This is a genomic window from Providencia lanzhouensis (genome assembly GCF_050469745.1).
Taxonomy (GTDB): Bacteria; Pseudomonadota; Gammaproteobacteria; order Enterobacterales; family Enterobacteriaceae; genus Providencia; species Providencia lanzhouensis.
Genome location: NZ_CP174123.1, coordinates 2,733,694 through 2,757,163, shown reverse-complemented (window position 1 = coordinate 2,757,163; position 23,470 = coordinate 2,733,694). Strand labels below are relative to the sequence as shown.

At 43.4% G+C, this 23,470-nt stretch carries 31 protein-coding genes; 30 read left to right on the top strand and 1 reads right to left on the bottom strand.

Annotated features, from left to right (window positions below; translation table 11 throughout):
- Positions 1-26: 26 nt before the first annotated feature.
- The 5 genes from ACIH2S_RS13080 to ACIH2S_RS13060 all read left to right on the top strand — a co-directional run bounded on the left by ACIH2S_RS13080 (position 27) and on the right by ACIH2S_RS13060 (position 2,960).
- Positions 27-368: a hypothetical protein gene (locus tag ACIH2S_RS13080; protein ID WP_006814769.1), complete on the top strand. Its 342-nt coding sequence runs from the start codon at positions 27-29 to the stop codon at positions 366-368.
- 28 nt (positions 369-396) lie between these two features.
- A complete protein-coding gene (locus ACIH2S_RS13075; RefSeq protein ID WP_006814768.1) occupies positions 397-1,281 on the top strand; it encodes a hypothetical protein in 885 nt (294 codons plus the stop codon).
- A 238-nt stretch (positions 1,282-1,519) separates the two neighbouring features.
- On the top strand, positions 1,520-2,113 hold the full coding sequence (locus ACIH2S_RS13070; RefSeq protein ID WP_006814766.1) for a DUF1367 family protein: 594 nt from the start codon (positions 1,520-1,522) through the stop codon (positions 2,111-2,113).
- An 11-nt stretch (positions 2,114-2,124) separates the two neighbouring features.
- Positions 2,125-2,439 carry a Ref family recombination enhancement nuclease gene (locus ACIH2S_RS13065; protein WP_196718783.1) on the top strand — a complete coding sequence of 105 codons (315 nt, stop codon included), beginning with the start codon at positions 2,125-2,127 and terminating at the stop codon, positions 2,437-2,439.
- The gene (locus tag ACIH2S_RS13060; protein ID WP_225575559.1) at positions 2,427-2,960 is read left to right on the top strand and encodes an antiterminator Q family protein; all 534 of its coding nucleotides are present in this window, start codon (positions 2,427-2,429) and stop codon (positions 2,958-2,960) included. The genes ACIH2S_RS13065 and ACIH2S_RS13060 overlap by 13 nt, the downstream gene beginning before the upstream one ends.
- A gap of 74 nt (positions 2,961-3,034) precedes the next feature.
- Here the strand turns inward: ACIH2S_RS13060 and ACIH2S_RS13055 are convergent, their stop codons facing one another.
- Positions 3,035-3,454: a hypothetical protein gene (locus tag ACIH2S_RS13055; protein WP_225575558.1), complete on the bottom strand. Its 420-nt coding sequence runs from the start codon at positions 3,452-3,454 to the stop codon at positions 3,035-3,037.
- A 307-nt stretch (positions 3,455-3,761) separates the two neighbouring features.
- On the opposite strand from ACIH2S_RS13055, the gene ACIH2S_RS13050 reads away from it, so the two are divergent.
- From ACIH2S_RS13050 to ACIH2S_RS12930, 25 genes are all read left to right on the top strand, one after another.
- The gene (locus tag ACIH2S_RS13050) at positions 3,762-4,175 is read left to right on the top strand and encodes a putative holin (RefSeq protein ID WP_225575557.1); all 414 of its coding nucleotides are present in this window, start codon (positions 3,762-3,764) and stop codon (positions 4,173-4,175) included.
- Positions 4,175-4,543, top strand: coding sequence for a hypothetical protein (locus ACIH2S_RS13045; RefSeq protein WP_278979201.1), 369 nt, complete (start codon positions 4,175-4,177; stop codon positions 4,541-4,543). Before ACIH2S_RS13050 ends, ACIH2S_RS13045 begins: the two co-directional genes overlap by 1 nt.
- Entirely contained in the window at positions 4,540-4,896 is a 357-nt protein-coding gene (locus ACIH2S_RS13040; protein WP_036965929.1) for a D-Ala-D-Ala carboxypeptidase family metallohydrolase, read from the top strand. The genes ACIH2S_RS13045 and ACIH2S_RS13040 overlap by 4 nt, the downstream gene beginning before the upstream one ends.
- A 219-nt stretch (positions 4,897-5,115) precedes the next feature.
- Positions 5,116-5,424, top strand: a complete 309-nt coding sequence (gene lysC / locus ACIH2S_RS13035) for an Rz1-like lysis system protein LysC (RefSeq protein ID WP_430247544.1) — start codon at positions 5,116-5,118, stop codon at positions 5,422-5,424.
- Positions 5,425-5,487: 63 nt separating this feature from the next.
- On the top strand, positions 5,488-6,243 hold the full coding sequence (locus ACIH2S_RS13030; protein WP_430247542.1) for a protein kinase domain-containing protein: 756 nt from the start codon (positions 5,488-5,490) through the stop codon (positions 6,241-6,243).
- 2 nt (positions 6,244-6,245) lie between these two features.
- Complete coding sequence (locus ACIH2S_RS13025) at positions 6,246-6,995, top strand: PP2C family protein-serine/threonine phosphatase (RefSeq protein WP_430247540.1); 750 nt, start codon at positions 6,246-6,248, stop codon at positions 6,993-6,995.
- A 138-nt stretch (positions 6,996-7,133) separates the two neighbouring features.
- On the top strand, positions 7,134-8,153 hold the full coding sequence (locus tag ACIH2S_RS13020) for a terminase small subunit (protein ID WP_430247538.1): 1,020 nt from the start codon (positions 7,134-7,136) through the stop codon (positions 8,151-8,153).
- Between the two features lie 198 nt (positions 8,154-8,351).
- Entirely contained in the window at positions 8,352-9,755 is a 1,404-nt protein-coding gene (terL, locus tag ACIH2S_RS13015; RefSeq protein ID WP_039855062.1) for a phage terminase large subunit, read from the top strand.
- Between the two features lie 4 nt (positions 9,756-9,759).
- Positions 9,760-11,277 (top strand): DUF1073 domain-containing protein, encoded by a 1,518-nt coding sequence (locus ACIH2S_RS13010; RefSeq protein WP_430247536.1) that lies wholly within the window; start codon positions 9,760-9,762, stop codon positions 11,275-11,277.
- A 22-nt stretch (positions 11,278-11,299) separates the two neighbouring features.
- The gene (locus ACIH2S_RS13005) at positions 11,300-12,013 is read left to right on the top strand and encodes a phage minor head protein (RefSeq protein ID WP_430248578.1); all 714 of its coding nucleotides are present in this window, start codon (positions 11,300-11,302) and stop codon (positions 12,011-12,013) included.
- Positions 12,010-13,284 (top strand): DUF2213 domain-containing protein, encoded by a 1,275-nt coding sequence (locus ACIH2S_RS13000; protein ID WP_430247534.1) that lies wholly within the window; start codon positions 12,010-12,012, stop codon positions 13,282-13,284. The genes ACIH2S_RS13005 and ACIH2S_RS13000 overlap by 4 nt, the downstream gene beginning before the upstream one ends.
- Complete coding sequence (locus ACIH2S_RS12995; RefSeq protein ID WP_006661490.1) at positions 13,284-13,781, top strand: structural cement protein Gp24; 498 nt, start codon at positions 13,284-13,286, stop codon at positions 13,779-13,781. The genes ACIH2S_RS13000 and ACIH2S_RS12995 overlap by 1 nt, the downstream gene beginning before the upstream one ends.
- Positions 13,781-14,848: a major capsid family protein gene (locus tag ACIH2S_RS12990; protein WP_006661491.1), complete on the top strand. Its 1,068-nt coding sequence runs from the start codon at positions 13,781-13,783 to the stop codon at positions 14,846-14,848. The genes ACIH2S_RS12995 and ACIH2S_RS12990 overlap by 1 nt, the downstream gene beginning before the upstream one ends.
- Before the next feature lie 56 nt (positions 14,849-14,904).
- The gene (locus tag ACIH2S_RS12985; protein WP_323086231.1) at positions 14,905-15,246 is read left to right on the top strand and encodes a hypothetical protein; all 342 of its coding nucleotides are present in this window, start codon (positions 14,905-14,907) and stop codon (positions 15,244-15,246) included.
- A 2-nt stretch (positions 15,247-15,248) separates the two neighbouring features.
- On the top strand, positions 15,249-15,680 hold the full coding sequence (locus ACIH2S_RS12980) for a DUF4054 domain-containing protein (RefSeq protein WP_323086232.1): 432 nt from the start codon (positions 15,249-15,251) through the stop codon (positions 15,678-15,680).
- The gene (locus ACIH2S_RS12975; protein WP_323086233.1) at positions 15,680-16,225 is read left to right on the top strand and encodes a hypothetical protein; all 546 of its coding nucleotides are present in this window, start codon (positions 15,680-15,682) and stop codon (positions 16,223-16,225) included. The genes ACIH2S_RS12980 and ACIH2S_RS12975 overlap by 1 nt, the downstream gene beginning before the upstream one ends.
- Positions 16,225-16,593: a phage collar protein gene (locus tag ACIH2S_RS12970; RefSeq protein WP_323086234.1), complete on the top strand. Its 369-nt coding sequence runs from the start codon at positions 16,225-16,227 to the stop codon at positions 16,591-16,593. The genes ACIH2S_RS12975 and ACIH2S_RS12970 overlap by 1 nt, the downstream gene beginning before the upstream one ends.
- Complete coding sequence (locus ACIH2S_RS12965) at positions 16,583-17,098, top strand: phage gateway protein (protein ID WP_430247532.1); 516 nt, start codon at positions 16,583-16,585, stop codon at positions 17,096-17,098. The genes ACIH2S_RS12970 and ACIH2S_RS12965 overlap by 11 nt, the downstream gene beginning before the upstream one ends.
- A 9-nt stretch (positions 17,099-17,107) precedes the next feature.
- The gene (locus tag ACIH2S_RS12960; protein ID WP_430247531.1) at positions 17,108-18,595 is read left to right on the top strand and encodes a DUF3383 domain-containing protein; all 1,488 of its coding nucleotides are present in this window, start codon (positions 17,108-17,110) and stop codon (positions 18,593-18,595) included.
- 10 nt (positions 18,596-18,605) lie between these two features.
- Positions 18,606-19,058, top strand: a complete 453-nt coding sequence (locus tag ACIH2S_RS12955) for a phage tail fiber protein (RefSeq protein ID WP_006814742.1) — start codon at positions 18,606-18,608, stop codon at positions 19,056-19,058.
- 50 nt (positions 19,059-19,108) lie between these two features.
- The gene (locus ACIH2S_RS12950) at positions 19,109-19,567 is read left to right on the top strand and encodes a hypothetical protein (RefSeq protein ID WP_006661498.1); all 459 of its coding nucleotides are present in this window, start codon (positions 19,109-19,111) and stop codon (positions 19,565-19,567) included.
- An 82-nt stretch (positions 19,568-19,649) separates the two neighbouring features.
- On the top strand, positions 19,650-21,782 hold the full coding sequence (locus ACIH2S_RS12945; protein ID WP_430247530.1) for a hypothetical protein: 2,133 nt from the start codon (positions 19,650-19,652) through the stop codon (positions 21,780-21,782).
- Positions 21,779-22,309, top strand: coding sequence for a phage baseplate protein (locus tag ACIH2S_RS12940; RefSeq protein ID WP_430247529.1), 531 nt, complete (start codon positions 21,779-21,781; stop codon positions 22,307-22,309). The genes ACIH2S_RS12945 and ACIH2S_RS12940 overlap by 4 nt, the downstream gene beginning before the upstream one ends.
- Complete coding sequence (locus ACIH2S_RS12935; RefSeq protein WP_039855060.1) at positions 22,309-22,602, top strand: phage baseplate plug family protein; 294 nt, start codon at positions 22,309-22,311, stop codon at positions 22,600-22,602. Before ACIH2S_RS12940 ends, ACIH2S_RS12935 begins: the two co-directional genes overlap by 1 nt.
- Positions 22,595-23,410, top strand: coding sequence for a baseplate hub protein (locus ACIH2S_RS12930; RefSeq protein ID WP_006814738.1), 816 nt, complete (start codon positions 22,595-22,597; stop codon positions 23,408-23,410). The genes ACIH2S_RS12935 and ACIH2S_RS12930 overlap by 8 nt, the downstream gene beginning before the upstream one ends.
- The last annotated feature ends 60 nt before the right edge of the window (positions 23,411-23,470 follow it).

Below are 23,470 nucleotides of genomic sequence, written 5' to 3'. Positions count from 1 at the left end.
CAAATTGATATGAAGAGGCAAGACCAATGGCTAAATCAGCAGCAGAGCGCAAGGCTGCCCAACGCAAACGCCAGCGTGAAGCTGGCTTTGTTACCCCGCAGTGGCAAGTTGAATCAGAAGAACATGAAATGATTAAGCGTAATTGTGCATTGCGTAGACCAGGACGTGATTCCTATGATGAGAGTGAATATATTCAGATGCTCATACGGAATGATGATACAAGACTTCAGCGCGAGATTGCGGAATTATCCAATCGTTGTTGTGGTAAATGTGGTGAACGTCTACCAGTGACGGAATGTTGCCTTGATGGTGATTCTAAATGCTGGTTAACCAATGGGTGGCACGGATTAAAATTGAAGGTAGAATAAAATATAAATTATTTAAAGAGGGATTAGTATGTCTATTTTAGCTGAGATACAGCATGATGCGATCAACCCAGAAGTAAGAGTCGCTGACTTATTACGCAAGTGTTTATTTCTAGCTAGTAAAACTGGTAGTGATGATTTTAAAAATTGGGTTTTACATGAACTGGATGGATATCCAAGTTATGACGATGTTCCTGATTACCGTATTATTTCATGCCACTCGAAAGGAAGCTTCTCGCGATATGGTGGTATACTAAAAAACCTTCCAATTGATTTAAGTATACTACCAGAAGAGTATACTGAATTATTTGGTAAAATGGTTGTTACTAATACAGTTGCATCTATAGAGGGGTTACTACAAACCTCAGAATCTCAAATTGTTAAAAGTAATTGGAATGCTGAAGCTACTAGACTTGTCAGTGATAAAATATATCAAGGAATGTATTGTATTGAAGCATGGAATGAAACAGCTATTCATTTAATGTCTGGCATTCTGGATAGTGTTAAAACTAAAGTGCTGAGCATTGTTTTGGAATTGGAAAATAAATTACCAGATATTGAGGAGGTTAAATTGTCTAAATTAGATGAGAAAGTAGTTACTCAAGTTTTTAATAATATTATTAATGGTAATGCAAATATAGCGAATAGCGGAGAGAACTTCACTCAAAACTTACAAGTCCAATCTAATGAGCTGGTAGATAAGTTAGTTCATGAATTGATAGATTTAAAAAGGCAAGGGAAAGATTGTGAGGTGATTGATTGCTTAATTTCTCATGTGGAGTCCATAAAACAAGTAAAGGACAGACAAGAAGGGCTTGAGAAAGTGGCAAAAATTTCGAGCATAGCTGCAAATAGTGTCACTGTTCTTCCTGTTGTTGGTATGTATATTGGCAAACTAATAGAATTATTTTCATAGTTAGATAAAGTTTGAATTTTATCTAATTATGAAAAATTTATCTCGTAGAGATAATAATGGCAATAAAAGTCATTTAAATATATTTTTTATTATTGATCATTTCGTTGTGTGTAATATGAAAATTAGGCAAGGTAACTATAATTGGTTGATGGATTTTTCTTGAGTCAGAAAGTAGAATAGATACCATTGGTCTGAACACCCAATTTTAACACTTGCTGTGCCTACTGAGAGAAAAACTATGGCACAGCATGGCTTTATCAAAATGTCTAACGACACTCTTGTACCTGCTAATCCAGCTGCGAGAGATTTTCTGCATTCAAAAATCAAATGTGGTGATGTGCTTTATGCTGATTTTAAGAAGGCACGAAACCCACGATTCCACCGTAAATACTTCGCTTTACTCAACCTAGGGTATGAATATTGGGAACCAACCGGTGGCACTATTTCGCCTGAAGAAAAAGAGTTAGTTCGTGGTTACGTTAAATTCCTCGCTTACTACACCGATAATGATGATGCCCTCCAATCTACCGCAGATGTTTATCTCGATGATATAGCAAAAAAACGCGCTCGCAATATTTCAGCCGCTAAATCCTTTGATGCCTTTCGCTACTGGGTCGTTGAGCAATCTGGTCACTATGAAACTTTTGAAATGCCAGATGGCAGCCTACGCCGCGTTGCTAAATCAATCAGCTTTGCCAAAATGGATGACCTAGCCTTTGGCGAACTCTACAAAGCCACGCTCGACGTGCTTTGGAACTTCATTCTATTCCGTAAATTCCCCACTCAAAAAGCTGCTGAAAATGCCGCGGCTCAGTTATTAGATTTTACCTAGAGGCAAGACCAATGACCAAAAAATCAAAGACCAAAGAAGATAAACAGTGGCTATCGGATGTAGCAGAACTTGGCTGCATTTGCTGCCGTAATATGGGGTATGGAGCAAGCCCCGCGGAAATCCATCATGTAAGAACGGGGCAGGGAATGGCGCAGCGAGCTAGCCATAAAGATGTTTTACCGTTATGCCCGCCTCATCACAGACCTAGTTACGATACTGGTTTTCATGCAGCGCCAAAAACATGGCAAGAAATTCACGGTACCGAAATCGAGTTATTAGAACAAACCAAAAGAGAAGTCATGGAGCTGCGAGCATGTCGAGTATAAAAAATATTTCTGATGGGCTTGTACTTGATGCTGAGCAAGAAGCTTGGTTGCAAGGTTGGCTATCCAAATTCGGCGCTTGGGTTTACAGCGGTAGATTAGAAAAACGGCAGAGTAGTATCATCGCTGAATTTATGGCAACAGTCGAAAGACGCGACTATCCAGAAAGAGAAATGTGTAATGACGATGACGGAATGTTAATTACCAAAGTAGTCGATAAAATTTATCATATAGACAGGGTCGCATTTACATTGCTGTTATTACGTTATGCTTTTGTGAGTTCTGATCGTGCTATCGCCCGTTATTATTATGGTATCTCTCAACCACGGCAAATGGTCCGTAGAAATCGAACAATTGAATATAGAAGACCCTCAATGTCTACATGCAGACGTGAATCGAAAGAAATCATTGCTTATGCGGAGTATTTAATATACCCACATCTCTATGATGCGTTTAAAATACGCGAAAATGAGTTGAAAAAGAAAAATAATAGCAAGAACGTGTTGACTTCTTTGAGCCAATGATCCACTATTTACGTATAAGTTGCCGTTTTAGTAACCGTGACGAATTAACCCAGCCAATGTGCTGGGTTTTTTGTTTATTTTTCAGAACGGTACTTCATTATTTTTTCAAGAATTTCGTGTTTTGTATCTTGCTCTATCCTATTTAAATACTCGTATTCTGTTTGCTCAGAAATACTCTCATTTATTGTAAAATAAGATTCGTTATTATCCTGCGCCATCTTACAATAGATAGAATGTAGATACGCTTTATTCGATGTGTTCAGATCTTTTCTGCATTTGTGATAGATAACTTCGAGAAGCTCCTGATTTGTTCCTGCGTTATACAGCTTAGATAAATTCTCATCAATACAAGCATCTGCGGAATCAAAAGATGTTTTAAATTCATTATAAATAGTATCGCAGTGAGATTTGTCTACGCCAGAAAATTCATTTTTATAACTACATCCACTAAGAGCAATAACTGCCCCTATGAAGTACAAAGCTTTTTTATTCATATGATTTCCTTAGTTATAATTCATAGGTATTTAAAGTCTTTATATTGAGATTGTCAAAAGAACAGGAATTATTAGTTTTTGGCTCGTCATTCATTGAGTAAATATAATACAGGCAATCGTCGGGAGAGGTCATGCGTATGGATAAATATAGCAATGCAGCCTACGGTAGTTCTGAGCCTACAGAATGTTTTTGATTTGAAATGATCAGATAAGGAAAAGCGCTGCCAGTCGCTCAACTGGCACTTATTCTAAGCTGCGCAATGCGTAGCTTTTTTATTATCTAAATTCCATAGAGAACAAATAATTTATGAGCACATCAATAGGGATAACCCTCGGTGCTGCTGGTGGCGGTGCTATGGGTGGGTTCCTTATTGGTGCCGACTATGGCGTCGTGCTAGGAGCTATTATCGGAGCATCAGCCTCAGTTATTGCATCCAGAGATAATAACCGGAGAAAGATACTTCATTTTATTTTAGCTCTTGGTGCGGGGATCCTTATCGCTAAAGAGGCTTCCGATGTTATTTCGCAGATATGGAGTTGGGATATTAGCCCCAAAATAATGGCAATTGTTATTTCGGCATTACTTATCCCTGTTCTCGTTCTTGCAGCAAATAGAGATAACCTCAAAAAATTATTTAGCCGTACATTTACCTCGATAGATAAAAACTTCAACAGTATCACACAAGCCATTAAAGATTGGCGAAATAAAGGAGGTAGCTAATGAGTACCGTCCTTAATTACTTAAATAGTATTTCGCTATGGGTAGACAGTCACCCACTAGAAACTGTCGATGTTTTTCTTTTGCTGGCGTCTGCAATAACAGTGTTTCTTTGTCGGTATGCCAAACATCGTGACTCTATTGTTGGTACCGCATTGTTTATTTGCTGGGTTTATCAAATATACGAGACCTTAGTTGGTGAGCGTATCTCTGCTCCATCAGATGTGCTTTTTGATGGCGTCATCTTCCTCGTTATTTTCTCTGCTGGTGGCAACATTATGTCCATTGTTGTTATCAGCAAACTTATAGAAAAAGTTAAATCAATCGGGTTGCTGATGATGCGACCTTTTACTTTCAAGGTGAAAAAATGAAATTAAGTGAGCATTTCGATAGTAATGAATTTGCATGTAAAGATGGATGCGGAGCAAATCAAGTCGAACCAAAGTTGGTTGAAATTCTTGAAGGCGTTCGCGCCCATTTCGGCAAGCCAGTAATTATTGTAAGCGGTCGTCGTTGCACTAATCACAATAGTAAAGTAGGTGGTGCTCCTAAATCTCAGCACTTATTAGGTACGGCGGCAGATATCAAGGTTAAAGATGTAGCGCCGAAAATGGTCGCTGATTATCTTGAATCTCAGTTCCTTGATAGCTATGGCATTGGTCGCTATAAGACATTCACACATATCGATGTGAGAGGGTATAAAGCGCGATGGGGCAGCAATTAAGTACGTTAACCAAGGTGTTACTGAGTGCTTGCGCAATTTTACTATTCTGGCTTTGGTGGATAGCGAGTGACTTTGATAAGTTGCAGGCTAAATATGACCAAAAGTCTAGTGAACTTTCAGTAAGCCAGCTACTAAATAAAGTAACCCAATCTGCTATCGCTCTTCACTATCAAGTTTCACTCGATAACATCAAAGCAAAGCAATTAGAGGACTCAGAACATGTCACAGTTAAGACAGTTATCAAAACAGTGCTCAAAGACAATGAGTGCGCTAATACTGCTGTGCCCGATGATGTTGTTAGTGAGCTGCGGAAGTACAAAAGAGGTATTGATTCCCGTTCAGCCGACACCGATACCGGCACATCTAACCGCTGACTGTGAGCAACCCGATATCCCTGAGAACGTTGATTGGGGTGATATGCCACAATTGCTCGTTGATGCCATGAACTCAATAGCAAAGTGCAACTTGGACAAGAAAGCCATTCGAGAGATTGAGGTTAATAGATTCAACCATGCAAATTTAAAATAATTAAATATTATTGATGTATACCACTGGTCACGTTACTTATAAATATTTACTATAAGTAAAAGAATGGCTATTGAGGTTTATATGATTTTACATGGAAGCTATAAAATAGAGGCTGTTGGTTTTTTAGGGGAAGGTAGCTTTGGAAATGTTGAGAAAGTAAGGGTTCTAAATACTCAAGATGTTGAATGTGGCTTTTATGCAAGAAAAATTTTAATGGATCAGCAAGAAGATCCTGATTTATTAGCCAGATTTATCAGAGAAGTTAAGTATCAAGATGAATGTTTACATAAGAATGTTGTTCAGATATTTATTTGTAGTATGCAAACAAACCCAGCTTGGTTTGTAATGGAGCTAGCCGAAACCACTCTTCACCATGAAATTGAAGCGGAAACATTAACGGATAGAAATAAAAAGATAGATATCATTTTAATGATTGCTAAAGGGTTGGCGCATATACATTCAAAAGGATATTATCATCGTGATATTAAACCGTTAAATGTGTTGAAGTTTTCAGATGGTACTTACAAAATTTCTGATTTTGGGATTGCTAGGCACATGGATCCATCTAATGCTAGTAGAATTCTAACTCAAGTAGGAGCATTTCCAAGAACACCCAAATATTTTGACGCACATAGTGTTGTTTTACATGGGTATTCAAAACAATCTGATATTTTTTCTGTAGGAATTATAATTGAAGAATTAAATATTGATGGTTTTGATGATGTGATCGATAAATGTACGGATAGAAGATTAGGCAAAAGATATCTTAATGTAGAGCAACTTATTGCTGACATTGAAACGATAAGAGGAGCATCATAAGCATGTTAAATTTACTTTCATCCTCTTTGTTTTCTAGTTCAAAATCATTAGAACAGATAAACCAAGATAGTATTTTACCCCCCAAAAGAGTGGGGGGTGGTTATCTTTTTGCTATAGCTGATGGTGTTGGGGGCTATCAAGGTGGCGGAGAGGCCGCGCAAAGTGTAATCACTTATTTAGAAGAGTACTTTACTCGTGAGTTATCTAATGAACTAGCTGATTTGTTTCCTAGACTTAAAAAAGATGTTCAAAAATTAAGCGAAATAAATAGAGATTTTATTAGAGCTGCTAGTACACTAACTCTGTGTTATGTAAAGCATGACAGTGTTCTCATTGGACATATAGGTGACTGCCGATTATATTCAAAGAATGGACTAAAATTGAAGCAGTTAACAAAAGATCATACTCAGCACCAAGCATATATCGATGAAGGAATATTTACAGCAAGGGAGCTGAAAAACGCTAAGGGAAAGAACATACTTACTACAGCTATTTCAAATAAAGGTGAGTTAATGTTCGATATATTTAAACTAAATATTGAAGATGTAATGGATGAAAATGGGGATATATTGCTCTGTATAATGTCAGATGGAGCGCATTCGTTTTGGGAGAAAAGACCTAGGTTCTCTAAAAACACCATGGAAGAGCCATCGCGATTCATATCTAGCTTGAAAAAAAGAATCGAGAAAGGTCCTCCGGTCGATGACTATTCCGCTATTTCTATTAAATTCAAAATAGTTAATCCAAGCTAAAAGAACAATTTAAATAATTTAACTCTCAATAGCCATCAGCTAATCACTGATGGCTTTTTAATGGATACAACTTATGAACATCTACAAACGTCATTCATAGAGTGGCGTTGATAGAGATTTATACAGGAGATAAACACGATGGCTAAACCGGATTGGGGGACGCTACAGCAACAGTTCCTCACCGCTCATGCCGAATCAGGAATATCCCCGAAAGAGTGGTGTGAGAACCAGGGACTTAATTACGCAACTGCACGTCGATATATCAAGATATCAAATGCGCAATCTGCGCAAAAAACTGCGCACAAGAAATTGCGCACTGCGCACGAAAAAGAATGCGCAAAAGAGCCTATATGTAATAGCACAATACCAACTGCGCAGAGTAGTGAACAAGATAATGCGCACGATGATGATTGGCATCTAAACCCCGATGAATACGGACTTACCGAACTGCAGGCGAGGTTTGTTATTGAGTATCTTATCGATATGGATAAGACCGCAGCATATCAACGAGCAGGATATAAAAGCCAAGGCGAAACAGGAGCGGCGGCAGCTAGGCGCTTGTATCGGAATGTATCGGTAAATCGAGCAATTCGTGATGCCCTGACAGCTCGTGAACGCAGAACTCAAATCACCCAAGATGCCGTATTAAAAATGTGGTGGGATATTGCGACTGCAGACGTTAACGAGCTAACGGAATATCGCCGATTATGTTGTCGTCATTGTTGGGGCTTTGGTTTCAATTATCAGTGGCGTGATGCGGTCGAATATGACGATGCTGTGAAAAAAAACATGGCAGCAAATAAACCACCTCCGCAAGATGTTGGCGGCTACGGTTACGATGATACGTTAGATCCTAATCCCGATTGCCCTCGATGTAATGGCACTGGAATTGGTCGTGCGCATTTTCATGATACGCGCGATTTAGCCGGCGCAGCTCGTCGTTTATTCGCCGGCGTGAAAGAGGGTAAGTTTGGTGTTGAGGTGATCACTCGTAATCAAGATGATGCGCTTAAAATGGTTGCGCAGCATTTAGGCATGGTGAAAAACAGAACTGAAGTAACTGGTGCAGATGGTGGTCCTATTCAATCAACAGGAATCGACCTAAGCCACTTAAGTTTTGAGCAACTCATGCAGTTGAGAAAAAAATCGAAAAGTTGATTTAATTTAACATAATGGTGCTTACATGCCCTGCGACTTTTCAACTCAATTAAAATGTCACTCTAAACCGATAAAAGCCTAAATCTTCTCTTTGAATTTGGGCTTTTTATTTGTTGCTAATTTGTTATCAAAAACTCATTTTCCGTTTCACTGTCCTTTTGAAGTGAAGTGGCTATTTCTTACATTTTAGGTATGGCTATGGATATCGATTTCAGCTTATTTGATGAAGAGATCGAAAGGGAGATAGCACGCCGTAGTTTGCATGAATTCATTCAGTATATAAACCCTGAATACATCACGAGCCATTTCTCTCAAACGGTGTGTGATGCGCTCGATAGGTTTATCATTAAGATGATGAATGGTGAGCGACCGGTGATTATTTTAGGCGCTCCCCCTCAGCACGGTAAGTCCGATATTGTTTCTCGCTACTTACCTGCTTACATCTTTGGTAAATATCCCGATCTGCGTATAGCGGGTTTGTCGTACGGCAAAGACCTAGCCAGTGATATGAACCGTGATGTGCAGCGGATCATGATGAGCGACGAATACGCTGCGCTGTTCCCTTTGTCATGTTTGAATGCCAAGCGCGTTGTTACCATCGAGGTAGAAGCAAAGCGTAACTCAGAAACGTTCGAAATTGTGGGTAGAAAAGGGACATATATCAGTCAGGGTGTCGGTGGTCCATTAACAGGTAAAAAAGTTGATCTTGGTATTATCGATGACCCCATAAAAAACGCCAAAGAAGCATTAAGCCCAACGACCAAGCAGTCAGTCTGGAACTGGTATGTGTCCACATTTAAAACCCGCTTATCGAAAAATAGTGGCGAGATCATTATGGCTACACGATGGGCAACCGATGATTTATCGGGTCGTGTAATCGAAAATAACAAAAAGGCGATAGTATTAGAATTTCCAGCTATTAATGACGATGGGGAAGCCCTAGTTCCTGAATTGCACCCAATTGACAAACTTCTAGAGACTAAAGCAATCCTTGGTGATTATTTTTGGTCTGCCATGTATCAACAAAAACCTAAGCCGGGTGATGGTCAAATCTTCCATGAAGAGTTTGCGCGCTATTACTTGCCAAAAGATCTGCCTGAGTCCTTTGATGAAATTATTCACAGCTGGGATATGACCTTTAAAGATAGCGATGGTACCGACTATGTAGTAGGACAAGTCTGGGGTAAGAAGGGGGCGAATGCGTATTTGTTGTATCAGATTCGTAAGCGTATGAGCTTCACGGAAACACTCAAAGCCGTGAAGCTATTGGTTGAGAAATATCCACAGGCGAGGAGAAAGCTAGTAGAGGATAAAGCTAACGGTCCTGCGGTCATTGATTCACTAAAATCCATTATTTCAGGTCTTGTTCCGATTGAACCAGATGGTAGCAAAATCGCCCGCGCACACGCCTGTACAGCAGAATGGGAAGCCGGAAACGTCTGGCTACCACACAAAGCTATTGCACCGTGGATCACTGAAACGGTGGATGAAATCACAACGTTCCCGTTTGCTGGTCATGATGACACTGTGGATGCCATGACACAGGCATTGCGTTATCTGTTCCAGAAAAAGAAAGGCGGTTTCTTTACAACCAAGAGGTAATTCTATGTGGCCGTTTAAAAGGCGAAAAATTGCAGAGCAGATTGCACCGCCAAAGCGGTCGGCTTTTACAACAGATTTGTATCCTGCGCTAGCAAAAGAGAAGGGATTTAAAGGGATAGATTTGCCTCAGCCGGTGATTAGCGGTGTGGGGATGGACAGTATTGATACTTCCGTGCCGTCATTTAAAGGTGAGCAAGTTTACGGTGTACCCGAGTCACAGGCGGCTTGGTATGCCTCGCAAATGTTTATTGGCAATAACATGTGCGCGATTATCGCTAAGCATTGGCTAGTTGATAAAGCTTGTAACATGCCTGCGCGTGATGCTATTCGTCAGGGTTATGATGTTGATTGTGATAACGATGACGACAGAGCAATCAGTAAAAAGTTACGTAAGCGTGATAAAAAGTATCGCATACAGCATCATATGAAAGAGTTGATTCACTTTGGGCGCGTGTATGGCGGTCGATTAGCGCTATTCGTAGTGGAAACCTCCAATCCGAAAGAATGGTACGAAAATCCCTTTAATATCGACGGTGTGACCAAAGGGATGTACAAGGGGATCAAGCAAATTGACCCGCAATGGGTAACGCCTGATTTAACCGACTCCAATATCCAAGACCCTGCTAGCATGGATTTTTACGACCCCACTTATTATGTGATTGGTGGTCGTAAATACCATAAATCGCACTTTGTTAAGTTTGTGCCGTTCCCTGTGCCTAATGTGCTGAAGCCGCTTTATAACTACTTTGGTGTCTCGGTACCAGAGCGTATTTATGAGCGTGTCTATGCATCAGAACGGACAGCCAATGAAGCGCCACAACTGGCTATGACCAAACGGTTATTAACTATCGGTATGGCAGACCCTGAAGGTGCAGATAAGAACACTATTCAGGAAAACATGCTTTATTTTATGGAGATGCGCGATAACTACGGCGTGCAGGTGATGGGAAAAGAGGACGTTGCACAGCAGTTCGATACCTCGCTAGCGGATTTAGATGCCACTATTATGACTCAATACCAGCTAGTCGCAGCGGCGGCAAATGTACCCGCCACTAAGTTACTGGGTACCACACCAAAGGGCTTTAATGCCACTGGTGAGTATGAAGAGTCGAATTACCGTGAAGAGCTAGAAAGTGTCCAATCAAACGATTTAGACGAACTTTTACAGCGCCATTACGACATGTTGATGCGAAGCGAAGAGCTACCACTGGCTGAAATATCGGTCACGTGGGCGCCACTCGATAGCCCAACGGCGGCAGAGAGTGCAGATATTGAGTTGAAGTCTGCTCAAACGGATGCGGCTTTAGCGGCTACTGGCGCCATTGATGGGTTAGATATTCGTAAAAAACTCGCAGTCGATAAAGATTCGAGCTATTACGGCATTGATGTAAACGAGGGCGATTATGTCGAGGCGAATACGAGTCAGAACGAAAAAGGCAAGGTGGGCAGCCTCCCGACAAGCGGTATTGAAGGGCAATCCCCTGCAGTATTCAGCAGCACCGTCCAGCCGTTACCAGCGTGACATGTCACAGTTAATCAACTCAATGATTAAAGACTATGAAAAAGTGTTTAGTGAGCTGAGTGATGATTTTGATGGCGCCACAATGGACGCCAGTATCGCGAGTCAAACGCGTATTTGGCTCAACCGATTAAAGCGCAAGTGGGATAAAATCTTTACGACGCAATCGAGCGCCATGGCCGATAAGTTTGTTTCCCAAGTCGACATAGGTGCTCATCGTAATTTAGACGATTCCCTTAAACAGCTTTCTGGTGGTATCACAATCAAAACCCCGGCAATGCCTGAAGCGTTAAAAGATAAAATGATTGCCGCCACGGCTGAAAATGTTTCCCTGATTAAATCCATTCCTAGCCAATTTCATCAACGTATCGAAAGTGCGGCGTTGCGCTCTATCTCACAAAGCGGAGAGGGGGCTAAAACGTTATTGGATGAAATACGGGATATTGGAGGCGTCACGGAAAGCCGAGCGAATTTTATCGCCGTTGACCAAACACGAAAAATCACGACTGCGGCAAACTATGAACGCATGAAATCAGCGGGGATACGCAAGGCTATTTGGCATCACTCTGGTGGCAGCGCTGAACCTAGAGAGTGGCATCTACAGCTAGATGGTAAAGTCTTTGATTTAGATAACCCACCCATCATTGACCCAAAAACGGGCGAACGCGGATTGCCGGGGCAATTACCTAATTGTAAGTGCTTTTGGTCACCCGTTATCGATTTTGGTGAGGAGACATGACAAAACGAACCTATGACAACAACGGCTGGCTCGAAGTAAAAGATAACCCCATCTCTAAAGTTGGGGTTTTTGATTATTTGGGGGCTGAAATTGGTGCGCCGATACCTGACAAAATCTATCGCGTACTGCGTCCGCCAGAAGAGCTGGCGAGCGAAGAAACTATCAACTCTTTCAAGTTAACCCCGTTCATTATTGAGCATGAAATGCTGGGTAAATATGCCACCCCTGCGGAGAAGAAAGGTATTCAAGGTGTGATTGGTGAGAATGTGTATTTTGACCCACCGTATCTTAGAGCCAATATCAAAATCTTTTCGGATGTCGCACTTAGCAATATCGACAGCGGCAAAATCGACCTTTCACCCGGCTACCGCAGTAAGTATGAATTCACCTCCGGTATTTATGAAGGGCAGCCTTATGACGCAATTCAGCGTCACCTACGTGGAAATCACCTCGCATTAGTGGATGAAGGACGAACCGGTCCTGATGTTGCTGTGCAAGATCACCTCGTTATCACTATCGACACAAAGGAATTTATTCGTATGAATCCAGAAGATGACAAAGAAAAGCAGACGAAAGATGAGGGGACGTTTACCCCAGAACAACTCGCTGCACTGAAAACTATTATCGCTGAGGCAATCGCAGCAGGTAAGTCAACCTCAGATGAAGATCCTGAAAAGAAAGACACCTCAGACGAAGACCCCGATCCCGAAAAGAAAACGGAAGATACCGAAGCTGAAGTCGAAAAAGCGGTTGAAGATGCTGAAGTTGAAGCGGAAAAAGCGGAATCGGGAGACCCCGAAGCCGTCGAAGCCGCCGAGGTTGCGATTGAAGCGGCTGAAGAAGCGCTGGAAGAAGCTAAGGAAGAGCTAGACCAAGCAACGACTGACAGCTTAAATCGCCGCATCAAACGCTTGAAACGTGGCATCACAACGATGGATGAAATGGCATCCCTTAAGCGCAAAATGAGCCGCTTAGAAAAAGCCAAACCGACCATGGACACTGGCGCACTGTTAAAGCAAATCGGTGAGCGTGATTCATTAGCACATAAGCTGACCCCATTTCTTGGCGTATTCGACCATGCAGCGATGACTAAGCAGCAAGTGGCGGAGTATGGCGTTGATAAGCTCGGAATCCAATGCGGTAAAGGCAATGAAGCGATTGCGCTTGATGCTTGGATGCAAGGGCGCGTACCGGATTCTCAGAAAGCCACATCAACGATGGACTCTGCGGTTAGCAATAAATCAATTATGGACAAATGGGGAGCTAAATAATGGCAATTCCTAAATCAGTAGCGCATGGCTTAACGTCTGGAGTAGTAGGTGAAATCAGTCATGCTGGTCCGATTCGAGCAGTAGCGGCGATCCTCAGTTCAGAGGATGAGAAGCAAAACATTTTCGGTCGTGCCTACACCTACAAAGATGATTCCGTTGAATCTGTCCAAGTGGGTGGTAAGGGGGCGTTTGCGGGGATCATGATTAACCCGAAGGCGTATCGCGTTGAAGTGGGTTACGCGCGTAACGGTACCCAAGGTGAGTTTTTGGCAATGGGCGAAGCCTATGTCGAACTTGAAGAAGGGGTTGGTAAGATCAATGCGCCAGTTATCTTTGATGAAACGGACGGCTCACTTTCCTCCAAGCTTGTTCCAGCAGCTGGCGACCGCGTGATTGGTTTTGTTAGTCGTCACGTTGAATCCAGTGAATCAGCCCATTTGAGCGTTATTCGCTTAACGGAAATCCCATACCCAGTGGCAGTAAAGGAAGGTGAATAATGCCAGTTAGCAAGCAAAAGTTTTATATGTCCGGTCGTGATATTCGCAAGCATGGTCAACTGAATATCCAACCTGAGCAGAAGTGGACGTATCGCGAACTCGAACAAATCGGCTTTGGTGGTTTATCCTCGATGGACTCCGCGATTAGCGGTGCCGCCATGCAGGGTGGGTTAATTCAGCGTGAAATGTTGCAACATGTTCTCCCTGGTCTGATTCGTACTGCAACCCGTGTTCGTGTGTTGGATGAAATCACCGGTGTATTGAATGCCGGTGAATGGCACGATGAAGAAATCATCTTAAACGTGGCAACACCATCCGCTAAAGCGGAGCTTTACGGCGATCATACCAACGTGCCGTTAGCGTCTTACATTCAAGACCAAGAGCGTCGTGGTATTGTTCGTTTTGAGCAAGGTTTCCAAGTCGGTAAGCTGGAAGAAGCGCGCCAATCTGCAGCAGGGTTTGAATCAGCAGCGGAGAAACGTAATGCGGCGGCTGAGTCCTTAGAGCAAGGTCGTGAGCTCATTGGTTATTACGGTTTTAATGCCCCCGAAACCCGTGTTTTCGGTATGTTAAATGAGCCTAATTTACCAGCTTATGAAACCGCATCGAAAAAGTGGAAAGGCGGTACGTTTGCGGATATCACCAAAGATATTACGGACATGTTCTCACGCATTGAGATCACCTCGGGCGGTATTATCAAAGATGACATCAATATCACCTTGACGTTGCCGTTGGGCTACCGTTCAACGCTAAATGTCGCTAACCCTGTGGCGCGTGGTGAAACCGTTTATCAGTGGGTGAAAGAGAACTATCCAAACATGCGCTTTGTGTTCTCGCCTGAATTTGTCGGGGCGAATGGTGGGGCTGATGTGGCGTATATGTTCGCAGATACTGTGGATGATGGTTCAACCGCAACCAGCGCGACAATTTTGCAAGTCGTGCCAGTTAAGTACCAATTGCTGGGCTCACAAGCTCAAATCAAGGGGTATTTAGAAGATGCGACCAACGCAACCGCAGGTGTCTTTGTCACGCGACCTTGGGCGATCACCCGTCTAACGGGCATCTAACCGAACCACTTCCTTTTTTACGCCCTCATTTGAGGGCTTTTTTATTGGAGAAAGCCATGTCTCTCTATGTTTATTGCACGTTATCAAACGACCAAAACTACTCCGTTAAAGACGGTAAAGTGTTTATTGCGGGTCAAGCCAACATAATGACTAAGCACATGTATACCCCGCGCGGGCGTGTGACAGAAATCAGTGATGAACAATACTCACAACTCAAAGATAACCATGTATTTCAGTTGCATAAAGAAAACGGGTTTATCAGTGTGGAAAATCGTAAAGAAGATCCAGACAAGGTAGCGACAAATATGGAAGCCAGTGACAACTCAGCACCTGAAACAGCTGAATCACTGGAAGCGGCTAAGCAGGAAGTCCCGAAAACCAACAAAAAGGCGAAATAATCATGGATGCGAGCACATTTCCCCTTCAATCATTTCGTGTGCTCCGTCCTCAGTTCAACGGGGTGCCTAATGATGATGTTTATGTTATCGCCCAATCTGCGTTGAATTACTTCTCGCCTTGTCGTGGTGTTTGTACCAATGAATTGTGGATGTTGGTTGTTGCTCACATGTTGGATTTGAACCAACAAATCGCCGAGGGTGCTGCGCCAACAGGGGTTGTCACCAGTGTTACCATGGACAAAATCAGCGTGTCATATTCCGCGCCCCCTGCCGGTTCTGATTGGTCGCACTGGTTCAAAATGACGACCTACGGGCAGCAGTTCTTAGCGCTAATTAAACGCTGCAGTGTACCTCAATACTTTGGTGGTGCGGGTGAGCGCTCGGCATTTAGGGGCGTTGGTGGTCGATTTACACGAGGAGGTCGGTTGCGTTAATGGCAAAATTAGCTCAGTTGAAAAAAGTCTACGATGAATTGGGTAAGAAACAGCTGAAGGTCGGTTTCTTTGAGCATTCCAAATACCCTGACGGTACGCCCATTGCGTATGTTGCCGCTATTCAGGAGTTAGGTCACGGAGCTATCCCACCTAGATCGTTTATGCGACCGACAATGTCTGAACATCGCCAAGAATACAGTCAACTTATTGGCAGAGCAGCCAAAGCAGCCGTAAAAGGTAACATTACGGTAAGTGAGGGATTAAAGCAGGTTGGTGAAAAGGCGGTAGGTGATATTCAGATGACTATTCGCTCTATTCAGACACCCCCACTTTCGATGGTAACGCTATTGCTAAGAAAACGACGTAAGCAAGAAGGCTTTAAGACCGGTGGTAAAGCAGTTGGTCAGGCATATCGTGATGCTAATTTTATCGGTCCTCGAAGCAAGAAAGATAAAACGGTAGATATTTCTGGTGTCAGTCTTAAGCCGCTGGTAAATGAAGGTTTAATGCTTCAATCTGTGTCATGTGCCGTGGAGGACAAATAATGTTTGGTAATTTGCATCGTATCGCTTCTCGTTATATCCCACAGCAAAAAGCCTTGTGGTTTCGCTTCAAAAGCCGTGAGCCCGATGATTTAGGGCACGACCAAAATCAGTACCATGAACCGGTTGAGATCCGCGGGAGTTGGCAAGCGGTAGATACCCAAGATGCTCAAAGTATGGGATTTGATTCAAACACGGTTTATCGTCGCTTCTATACCTCTCACGATATCAAAAGCATTCAGCGCGGAACGTCTCCCGATTTCCTTGTTTTTAATGGCAAGAAATTCGACGTGATGGGCGATGCGGATTGGTATGAGCAGGACGGCTGGAAATCGGTGATTTGTATTGAGGTAGGTGCTTATGACGGATAACAATGTTGATATTGCTCTTCGTAAGCAGCTTATTTTTCAACTTAAAGAGGCAGGAATTGATATCCCAGTGAAAGCAGGTTTTCAATCGACGAAGCAAGGTCGTGAAGAAAACATGGTGATGTTTTTCCCTATTGATGAGCATGGCCACGGATGGCAGGGGAGAAAATACAACGTTCAAGGTGAAAAGGCGAATCACCAAGAAAGCCAGTTATCTGAGAAAACATACCAGTTTCAAGCTCTAATCACTGATTCTGAGCATTATACAGCAGGAGACATTACCGCTACTGTCAGAATGATCACCAACTCTTTGCCGTTTGTTGAAGCATTACGAAAGCAAGGTATTGGTATTCAACGCGCAAGCACCATTCGTAGACCTTATTTTCTTAATGATCATGGTAACTACGAACAAAATCCCTCGTTCGACCTTACTGTTTCATTCACCCGAACATTACTTCCCGATACAGCGGCTGTTAGTGCGCTCTATCCTGACATTCACCGCATATAAGGTTTTACTATGCCAATTAAACAAAATCGATACGTTGATATCGCATCGGCGGTTATTGGCGCGTCTGCTGTTCCGATGCGTAAACTAATCGGTCGCTTATTTTCAACCAACCCTAAAATTCCCGCTGGTAAAGTTTTAGAGTTCGCCAGTGGTCAAGTTGATGAACTGTTAGGCGCGGATTCACCCGAGGCGCACTTTGCGCGTCAGTATTTCAGCTATGTCAGTCCAGCACCGGTTAGCAAGCCTAAAGCGCTGCAAATCGCGTCTTATGAGCCAGTAGGACGAGCGCCTACGTTGTTTGGTACCAAGGCAGCGGCGTTAGCAGATTTAAAAATGATTGCGGATAGTACTTTGTCCGTCACTATCGGTTCCATCACCAAAGATTACAAAGACTTGGATTTATCCGAGGTGAAATCGTATGCCGATATTGCATCGATGATCCAAGCGAAACTGAATGCAGAGCCTGAGCCTCAGTTCTCAAACAGCTATTTGACGTTTAACTCATTGAATAGTGCCTTTGAGTTAAGTGGTGGCGTTCAGGAACGCGCTTCTATCAGTGTGGCTTATTCCGTGCTGTCGAATGCGATGGGATTATCATCCGGTACCACATCTGAAGGTAACCCAGCACAAACACCACTTGAAGCGTTTATGGTTGCTGAGCAAGTTTCCGATTCCTTTGGTAGCGCGACATTCTTAGATGAAATGTCGTTAGAGCAAGCGGTGCCACTGGCGCAGTATGTCGCCGGTGAAAACGTGAAGTACCAACTTCATTTGAGTGTGAGTAAAGGCAAGGTTGAAGATTTTAGCGCCGCATTAATCGGTACTGCCTCTGTGGGACTTAATCTTAAAAAAGAAAACCTCTATTACGTCCAAGCGTTGCCAATGGCGATCATGGCCGCAACAGATTACGACCGCACTAATGCAACGACGAACTATATGTTCCGTCAATTTAGCGTGACGTTCCCGGCACAGGTTACTACTGACCAGGATGCCAACCTCTACGATAAATATCGAGTGAACTACTACGGTGAAACAGCGGTTGCCGGTTCGCAGATTCGCTTTTATCAGCGCGGGTTCTTGTGTGGTGGTCCATCGAATCCATTGGACATGAGCGTCCATGCTAACGAGCAGTGGTTAAAAGCCTATATCGCGCAACAGTGGTTCAGTGTATTGCTTTCCACGCGTGGTGTTCCAGCGAATAAAGACGGGGAAGCCCGTGCGCTCATGGTGATTGCTGGCGCAGTGACCAAAGCATTGGGTAACGGCACGATTTTAGCCGGTAAGACAATTACTGAAGTTCAAAAACTGGCGATTGCCGATGCTTCCGGTGATGACCTCGCTTGGCATGACGTGCAGGACAAGGGCTATTGGTACAATGCCCAAATCTTTGAAAGCACTGGCGAGAGTGGATTGCCTGAGTATGTCATGAAGTACGTATTAATTTACGGAAAAGGCGACTGGGTGCGTAAGGTCGAAGGCTCACATAATTTAGTGTAAGGAATAGATAATGAGCGACATTTCAGCAACAGGCTTGAGTTTAACGATTCAAGCCTCTAAAACTTTTCCAGCCGGTATCTTAATCACCACATTTGCTGATGATGCCGATCCACTGGATTTACCTGCAGTAGATATTGCGCAGACTGGCATGGACATTAACGGTAATTTGGTGAGCTGGTCAACACCGACGCCGCAGACGGTGACAATTAACGTTTTAGCCGGTAGCGAAGAAGACCAAAACCTGTCGATTTTGCTCGAGGCAAATACAGCGAAAAAAGGGCGTCGTCATGCCGGTGATATGATCACCATGGTAGCATCGTACGGAGATGGTTCTACAGTCACAGCGCGTAACGGAAAAATGACCAATGGTAGTCGCGGTAATTCAGCGGCATCCGCAGGTAAGTTGAAAGCGAAGCAATACACCTTTGTTTTCCAAGACTTCGACAGCACGCGAGTCCGTTAATTCACTTCCAACTATGGCGGGGCTACCCGCCTTTTTTATAGGTTCACATCATGTTAATTAAACCCAAAGAAGTCGCTATCAAAGACGTTGATGGTGACGAAAAGCTATTTGTGATCAGCCGACTGCCAGCAACGGTTGGGCGTGAAATTTTGGCTAAATATCCACTGTCTAACGCACCGAAAATAGGTGATTACGATGTCAGTAAAGAAGCCATGCTGAAAATGATGGCGTATGTCTGTGTTGTGGTTGATGGGGATGAAATTCCACTCAAAACGCAAACCTTGATTGATAACCACGTGCCGGATGGTGAATCGTTGATCCGCTTAGAACTGGAAATGCTGAAATATAACACCAGTTTTTTCGGGGGCGACGGGAACTCAGGCTTCCTCCATTACCTGCTCAGCAAGGTAAGCGGTTCACTCCCGTCGATTATAAAAACGCTGATGGGTTCTTTGCAGTCATCCTCAGCGAAGACCTCGCCACCCTCTCAGAGCTCAAAACCTCAATAGATTTAGAAGAAGCGATGGACTTGTGGGAAATCGCTATCATTAATCGCTACAACGAAGCCTTAGCCGCTTCAAAGGATAGATAATGTCGTTAATGGATACGTTTGTTCAGGTCTTTGAATTTGACACCCGGCAAGCCGATAAAGCCTTTGACAAAGTCCAGCGTTCTACGGACGACATTATCGAGGGCATGAAGAAAACCCAAGAAGCGGCAGAGCAGAGCTCACTCACGTTCGGTAGTGTGATGAACGAGTTATGGCAATCGCTCCAAGGGCTATCGGGTGAACACTCCATTGATTTTTCGACTAATGCCGAAGAGGTCAACGCACAGACTGACGCGGTTAAGTCACAATTGGATTCTGTGAGTACTGCTTTAGTGGCTTTGGATGAGCAGCGTGAGGCTACAGATGCCGGTTGGAGTGAAACTCAGTCGACATTGGGTGAGCTGGATGAGCATTACCAATTATTACACGGTGATATTGCTCAATTATCTACGGGCATGACTGAACTTGAACACACAGAAAGTCAAAGTGTAGCCACTAAACGTTTAGCTAACGCGATAATTCAAGCCTTACAAGGCAATTATCAAGAGCTGATCCGTATTGTTGACGAAATGCGAGTCAAGGGAATTGAGGCGGCAAATAGCGAAGTTAAAGCACAAGGTGAAGTTCAAAAAAACTTAGATAACACCAACGCTAAATACCAAAAAACAGGCAACACGATCGTCTCTTTTGCGAAAAAGGCATTAGGTGCTGTGGGCTTGTTGATGGGTGCGACTGCGATGGTGAGCGAATCTGTCACGCGCTCCGCTGAGATTGAATCACTTGATAAGCTAGGTAAAAAAATTAATGTAGCCACAGCCGATGTGGACGCATTTGCAGGCTCAATGGCAGAGCTTGGTGGGACGCGAGATGCGGCTCAAGCCGATTTATCCGCTATGGCAAAATCCTTTGGGTTTGCGAAAAACTCGATGGAAAAAGTCCTGAAAACGGCTGATAAAGTGCAGGGAATGAAGTTCGATAAAGCCAAGGCGACTTTATCTGCGCTGGGTGTGACCGATGATAAAACTGTCGAACTCATGATGAAGGGGCGTAAAGAGCTTGAACGGATGATGGGTATTCAAAAAGAATACTCGGGCATCAATAAAGAAAGTATTGAGCAATCTATCAAGTTCAATAACGCCATGCAGGGTTTTAAGCAGTCTTCCGGCTTGCTGAAAAACAGCTTTCTTGAAATGGTGATCCCTGTTTTAACCAAAGGATTGGAATGGATTAATAAGTTTGTTGGTTTCTGCAAAGATAACAAACAATTAATGGTTGGTTTCTTCATTGCGATAGGCTCTGCAGTCGCGATTTTCTATGTTCCTTCAATGATAGCAGCGGCAACTGCTACGCTTGCGGCAACGTGGCCCATATTGGCAATTGTTGCTGTTATTGCCTTACTTGCTGCCGCATTTGCGTTTGTCTATGACGACATTATGAATTTCATCGACGGCAACGATTCGATGATTGGTCGTATTCTTGACGAATACCCTGAGTTAAAAGAAGTCATCCTACGACTCTGGCAAACGTTTAAAATTCTGTTTGAGTATCTGATGGTTGCGGTGAAGTTTGTCGCCGATATTGTCGTCAACGCCTATAACTCGATGAACAATGCGTTAAATCAGTTTATTGACTGGTTAGTGGTAAGTATCAACTCAATTGTCAGTTGGGGGAATGATTTCAAGGGTGTCTTTAACACCGTATCGGATGCTGTCGTCGGCATTTTTAAATGGCTGTGGGCGCAAATACAGCAATATCTCGGCTGGATCAATGATGGACTGGACGCGATTAAAAACGGCTGGAGTACGGTTAAAGGCTGGTTTGGCTTTGAAGATGCGGAAGTGACTCAGACGGTTGAGCGTAAAGTCTCTGCAGATGGAACAATTGAGCACACTATACCTGAAACGCCAAAGTTATCTGAAGATGATACCGCCTTGCTTGTGAAAGGGCTTAACCAACAAATAACGGGCATGTCGACTAACCCGATGAATCCTGTCACTAGCCAAGCAATCAGTAATCAGTCCAGCACGACTAACGAAACCAATCTTTCAATTGGTGAAATAAAGGTTGAAACACAAGCGACGGATGCGCAGGGCATGGCTAACGGTATAAAAGATGCACTTCAATCACAGTTGCAAGATTTAGGGCACCAGACTAGCTCGGGGGTAAGCAAATGATCACCGAAGTTAAAATATTCAATGTGGATAATTTTACGACGTTATTTGAAAGCGCAAGCCCGATTCAAATCAATGTCCGTGACGAGCATAAAGCGACGCAGTTTGCTGTTGAATCAGGCGAGACGCGTAGCGATCATGTCGTTGTTCAACCGGTTGAAATTGGTATGGACTTAATTCTCTCTGGCGAGATGAAAAATGCGTTTGAGCTTATGCAGCAAGCGTATGACAAACACCAATTAGTCGGCATTCAAACGCGCGTTAAAACCTATCAACCTATGTTGTTAGTGAATTTCTATCATGATGAAATTCCTGAAATGTCAGACGCGATTAAGTTGTCATTACGTTTCACTGAGTGGCGAACGGTCGATCCGGAATATGGTGACTTACCGCCACGCAAGGTTGTCAAAAAAGAGCAATCAAGCACTGTGAATCGCGGTAAAGTTCAAACTTCGACGGTACCGGAGAAGAAGAAAAAATCTGCAGCCGCTAAGGTTGCTGATGGCGAATTTACACTAGGGGGATGGTAATGCAAGAGATTCCATTAAATGCAGTCCCCAACCAACGATTGCGGGTGAGCCTTGTCGATGATGAGTGGGAACTCACGATAAAAGTGGCGCGTAATGTCATGTTCTGTGATATCAAGCGCAATAACGACATGTTAATACAGGGCGTTCGTGTGATGCCGAACCAACCATTGATCCCCTATCGCTATTTATCCGGTACCGGTAATTTTGCATTCATCACAGACAACGATGAGTTACCGTGGTGGGAGCAGTTCGGAAAGGCTCACTATCTTGTGTGGTGGGGTGACGATGATTGATTTACGCCGCATTAGAGTCGGCATTGAGGTAAATGGGCGACTGCAGTGGTATGAGGGCTTGCGTATAAAAGCCAATGGCACCAAGTACGCCAACCCATTACAGAATGAGTGTACGGTCAACATTGACGGTTTAAATGCGGATACGCGCAATATGCTGTTAACGGAAACCAGTCCATATGCAAAAAGTAAAACGCCACACCGGTTAATTGTTGAAGCCGGTCGCGCCAGTACGGGGGTATTTCGGATTTATGTGGGTGATATTGTTAGTGCTGAAATAGCATCCCCACCGGATGTCACACTGACGTTGAAAGCTAAAACCAACAACGCCACTGCGCGGGAAATGGTATCAACGTCCGGTTCGGCAATGAACAAGCTGAGTGATATCGCGAAGAATATCGCCCAAGATTGTCATGTAAAACTCGACTTTCAAGCCACTGATAAGAACATTGCGAACTGGTATTTTTGCGGGTCGGCACTCAAGCAAGTCGAAAAACTTCAAGAGGCTGGCAAGGTAAAAGCGTTTATTGACGATGATGTGTTGTATGTCAAAGACCAGGATAAAGCATTGTCGGGTCGACTGCGTATTTTAAACCAAAAATCCGGCATGGTAGGCATCCCCAAAGCCACTGAAAAAGGCGTTGATGTCACTTATCTCATTGATGCGGAGTCGTCGCTCGGCGGCATGCTGCGCCTTGAGAGTAAGTTTAATCCCGCACTTAACGGCGATTACATTATTGAGCAGTTGAAGTTCGATATTGCTTCTCACGACGATCCTTTTTTCTATCAAGCGACCTGTAAGCGTGCTTAAGTCAATTTAGTCCAGCTTAAGTAATTAAAAACTACTTTGATATCAAATTATTAGTTTTCA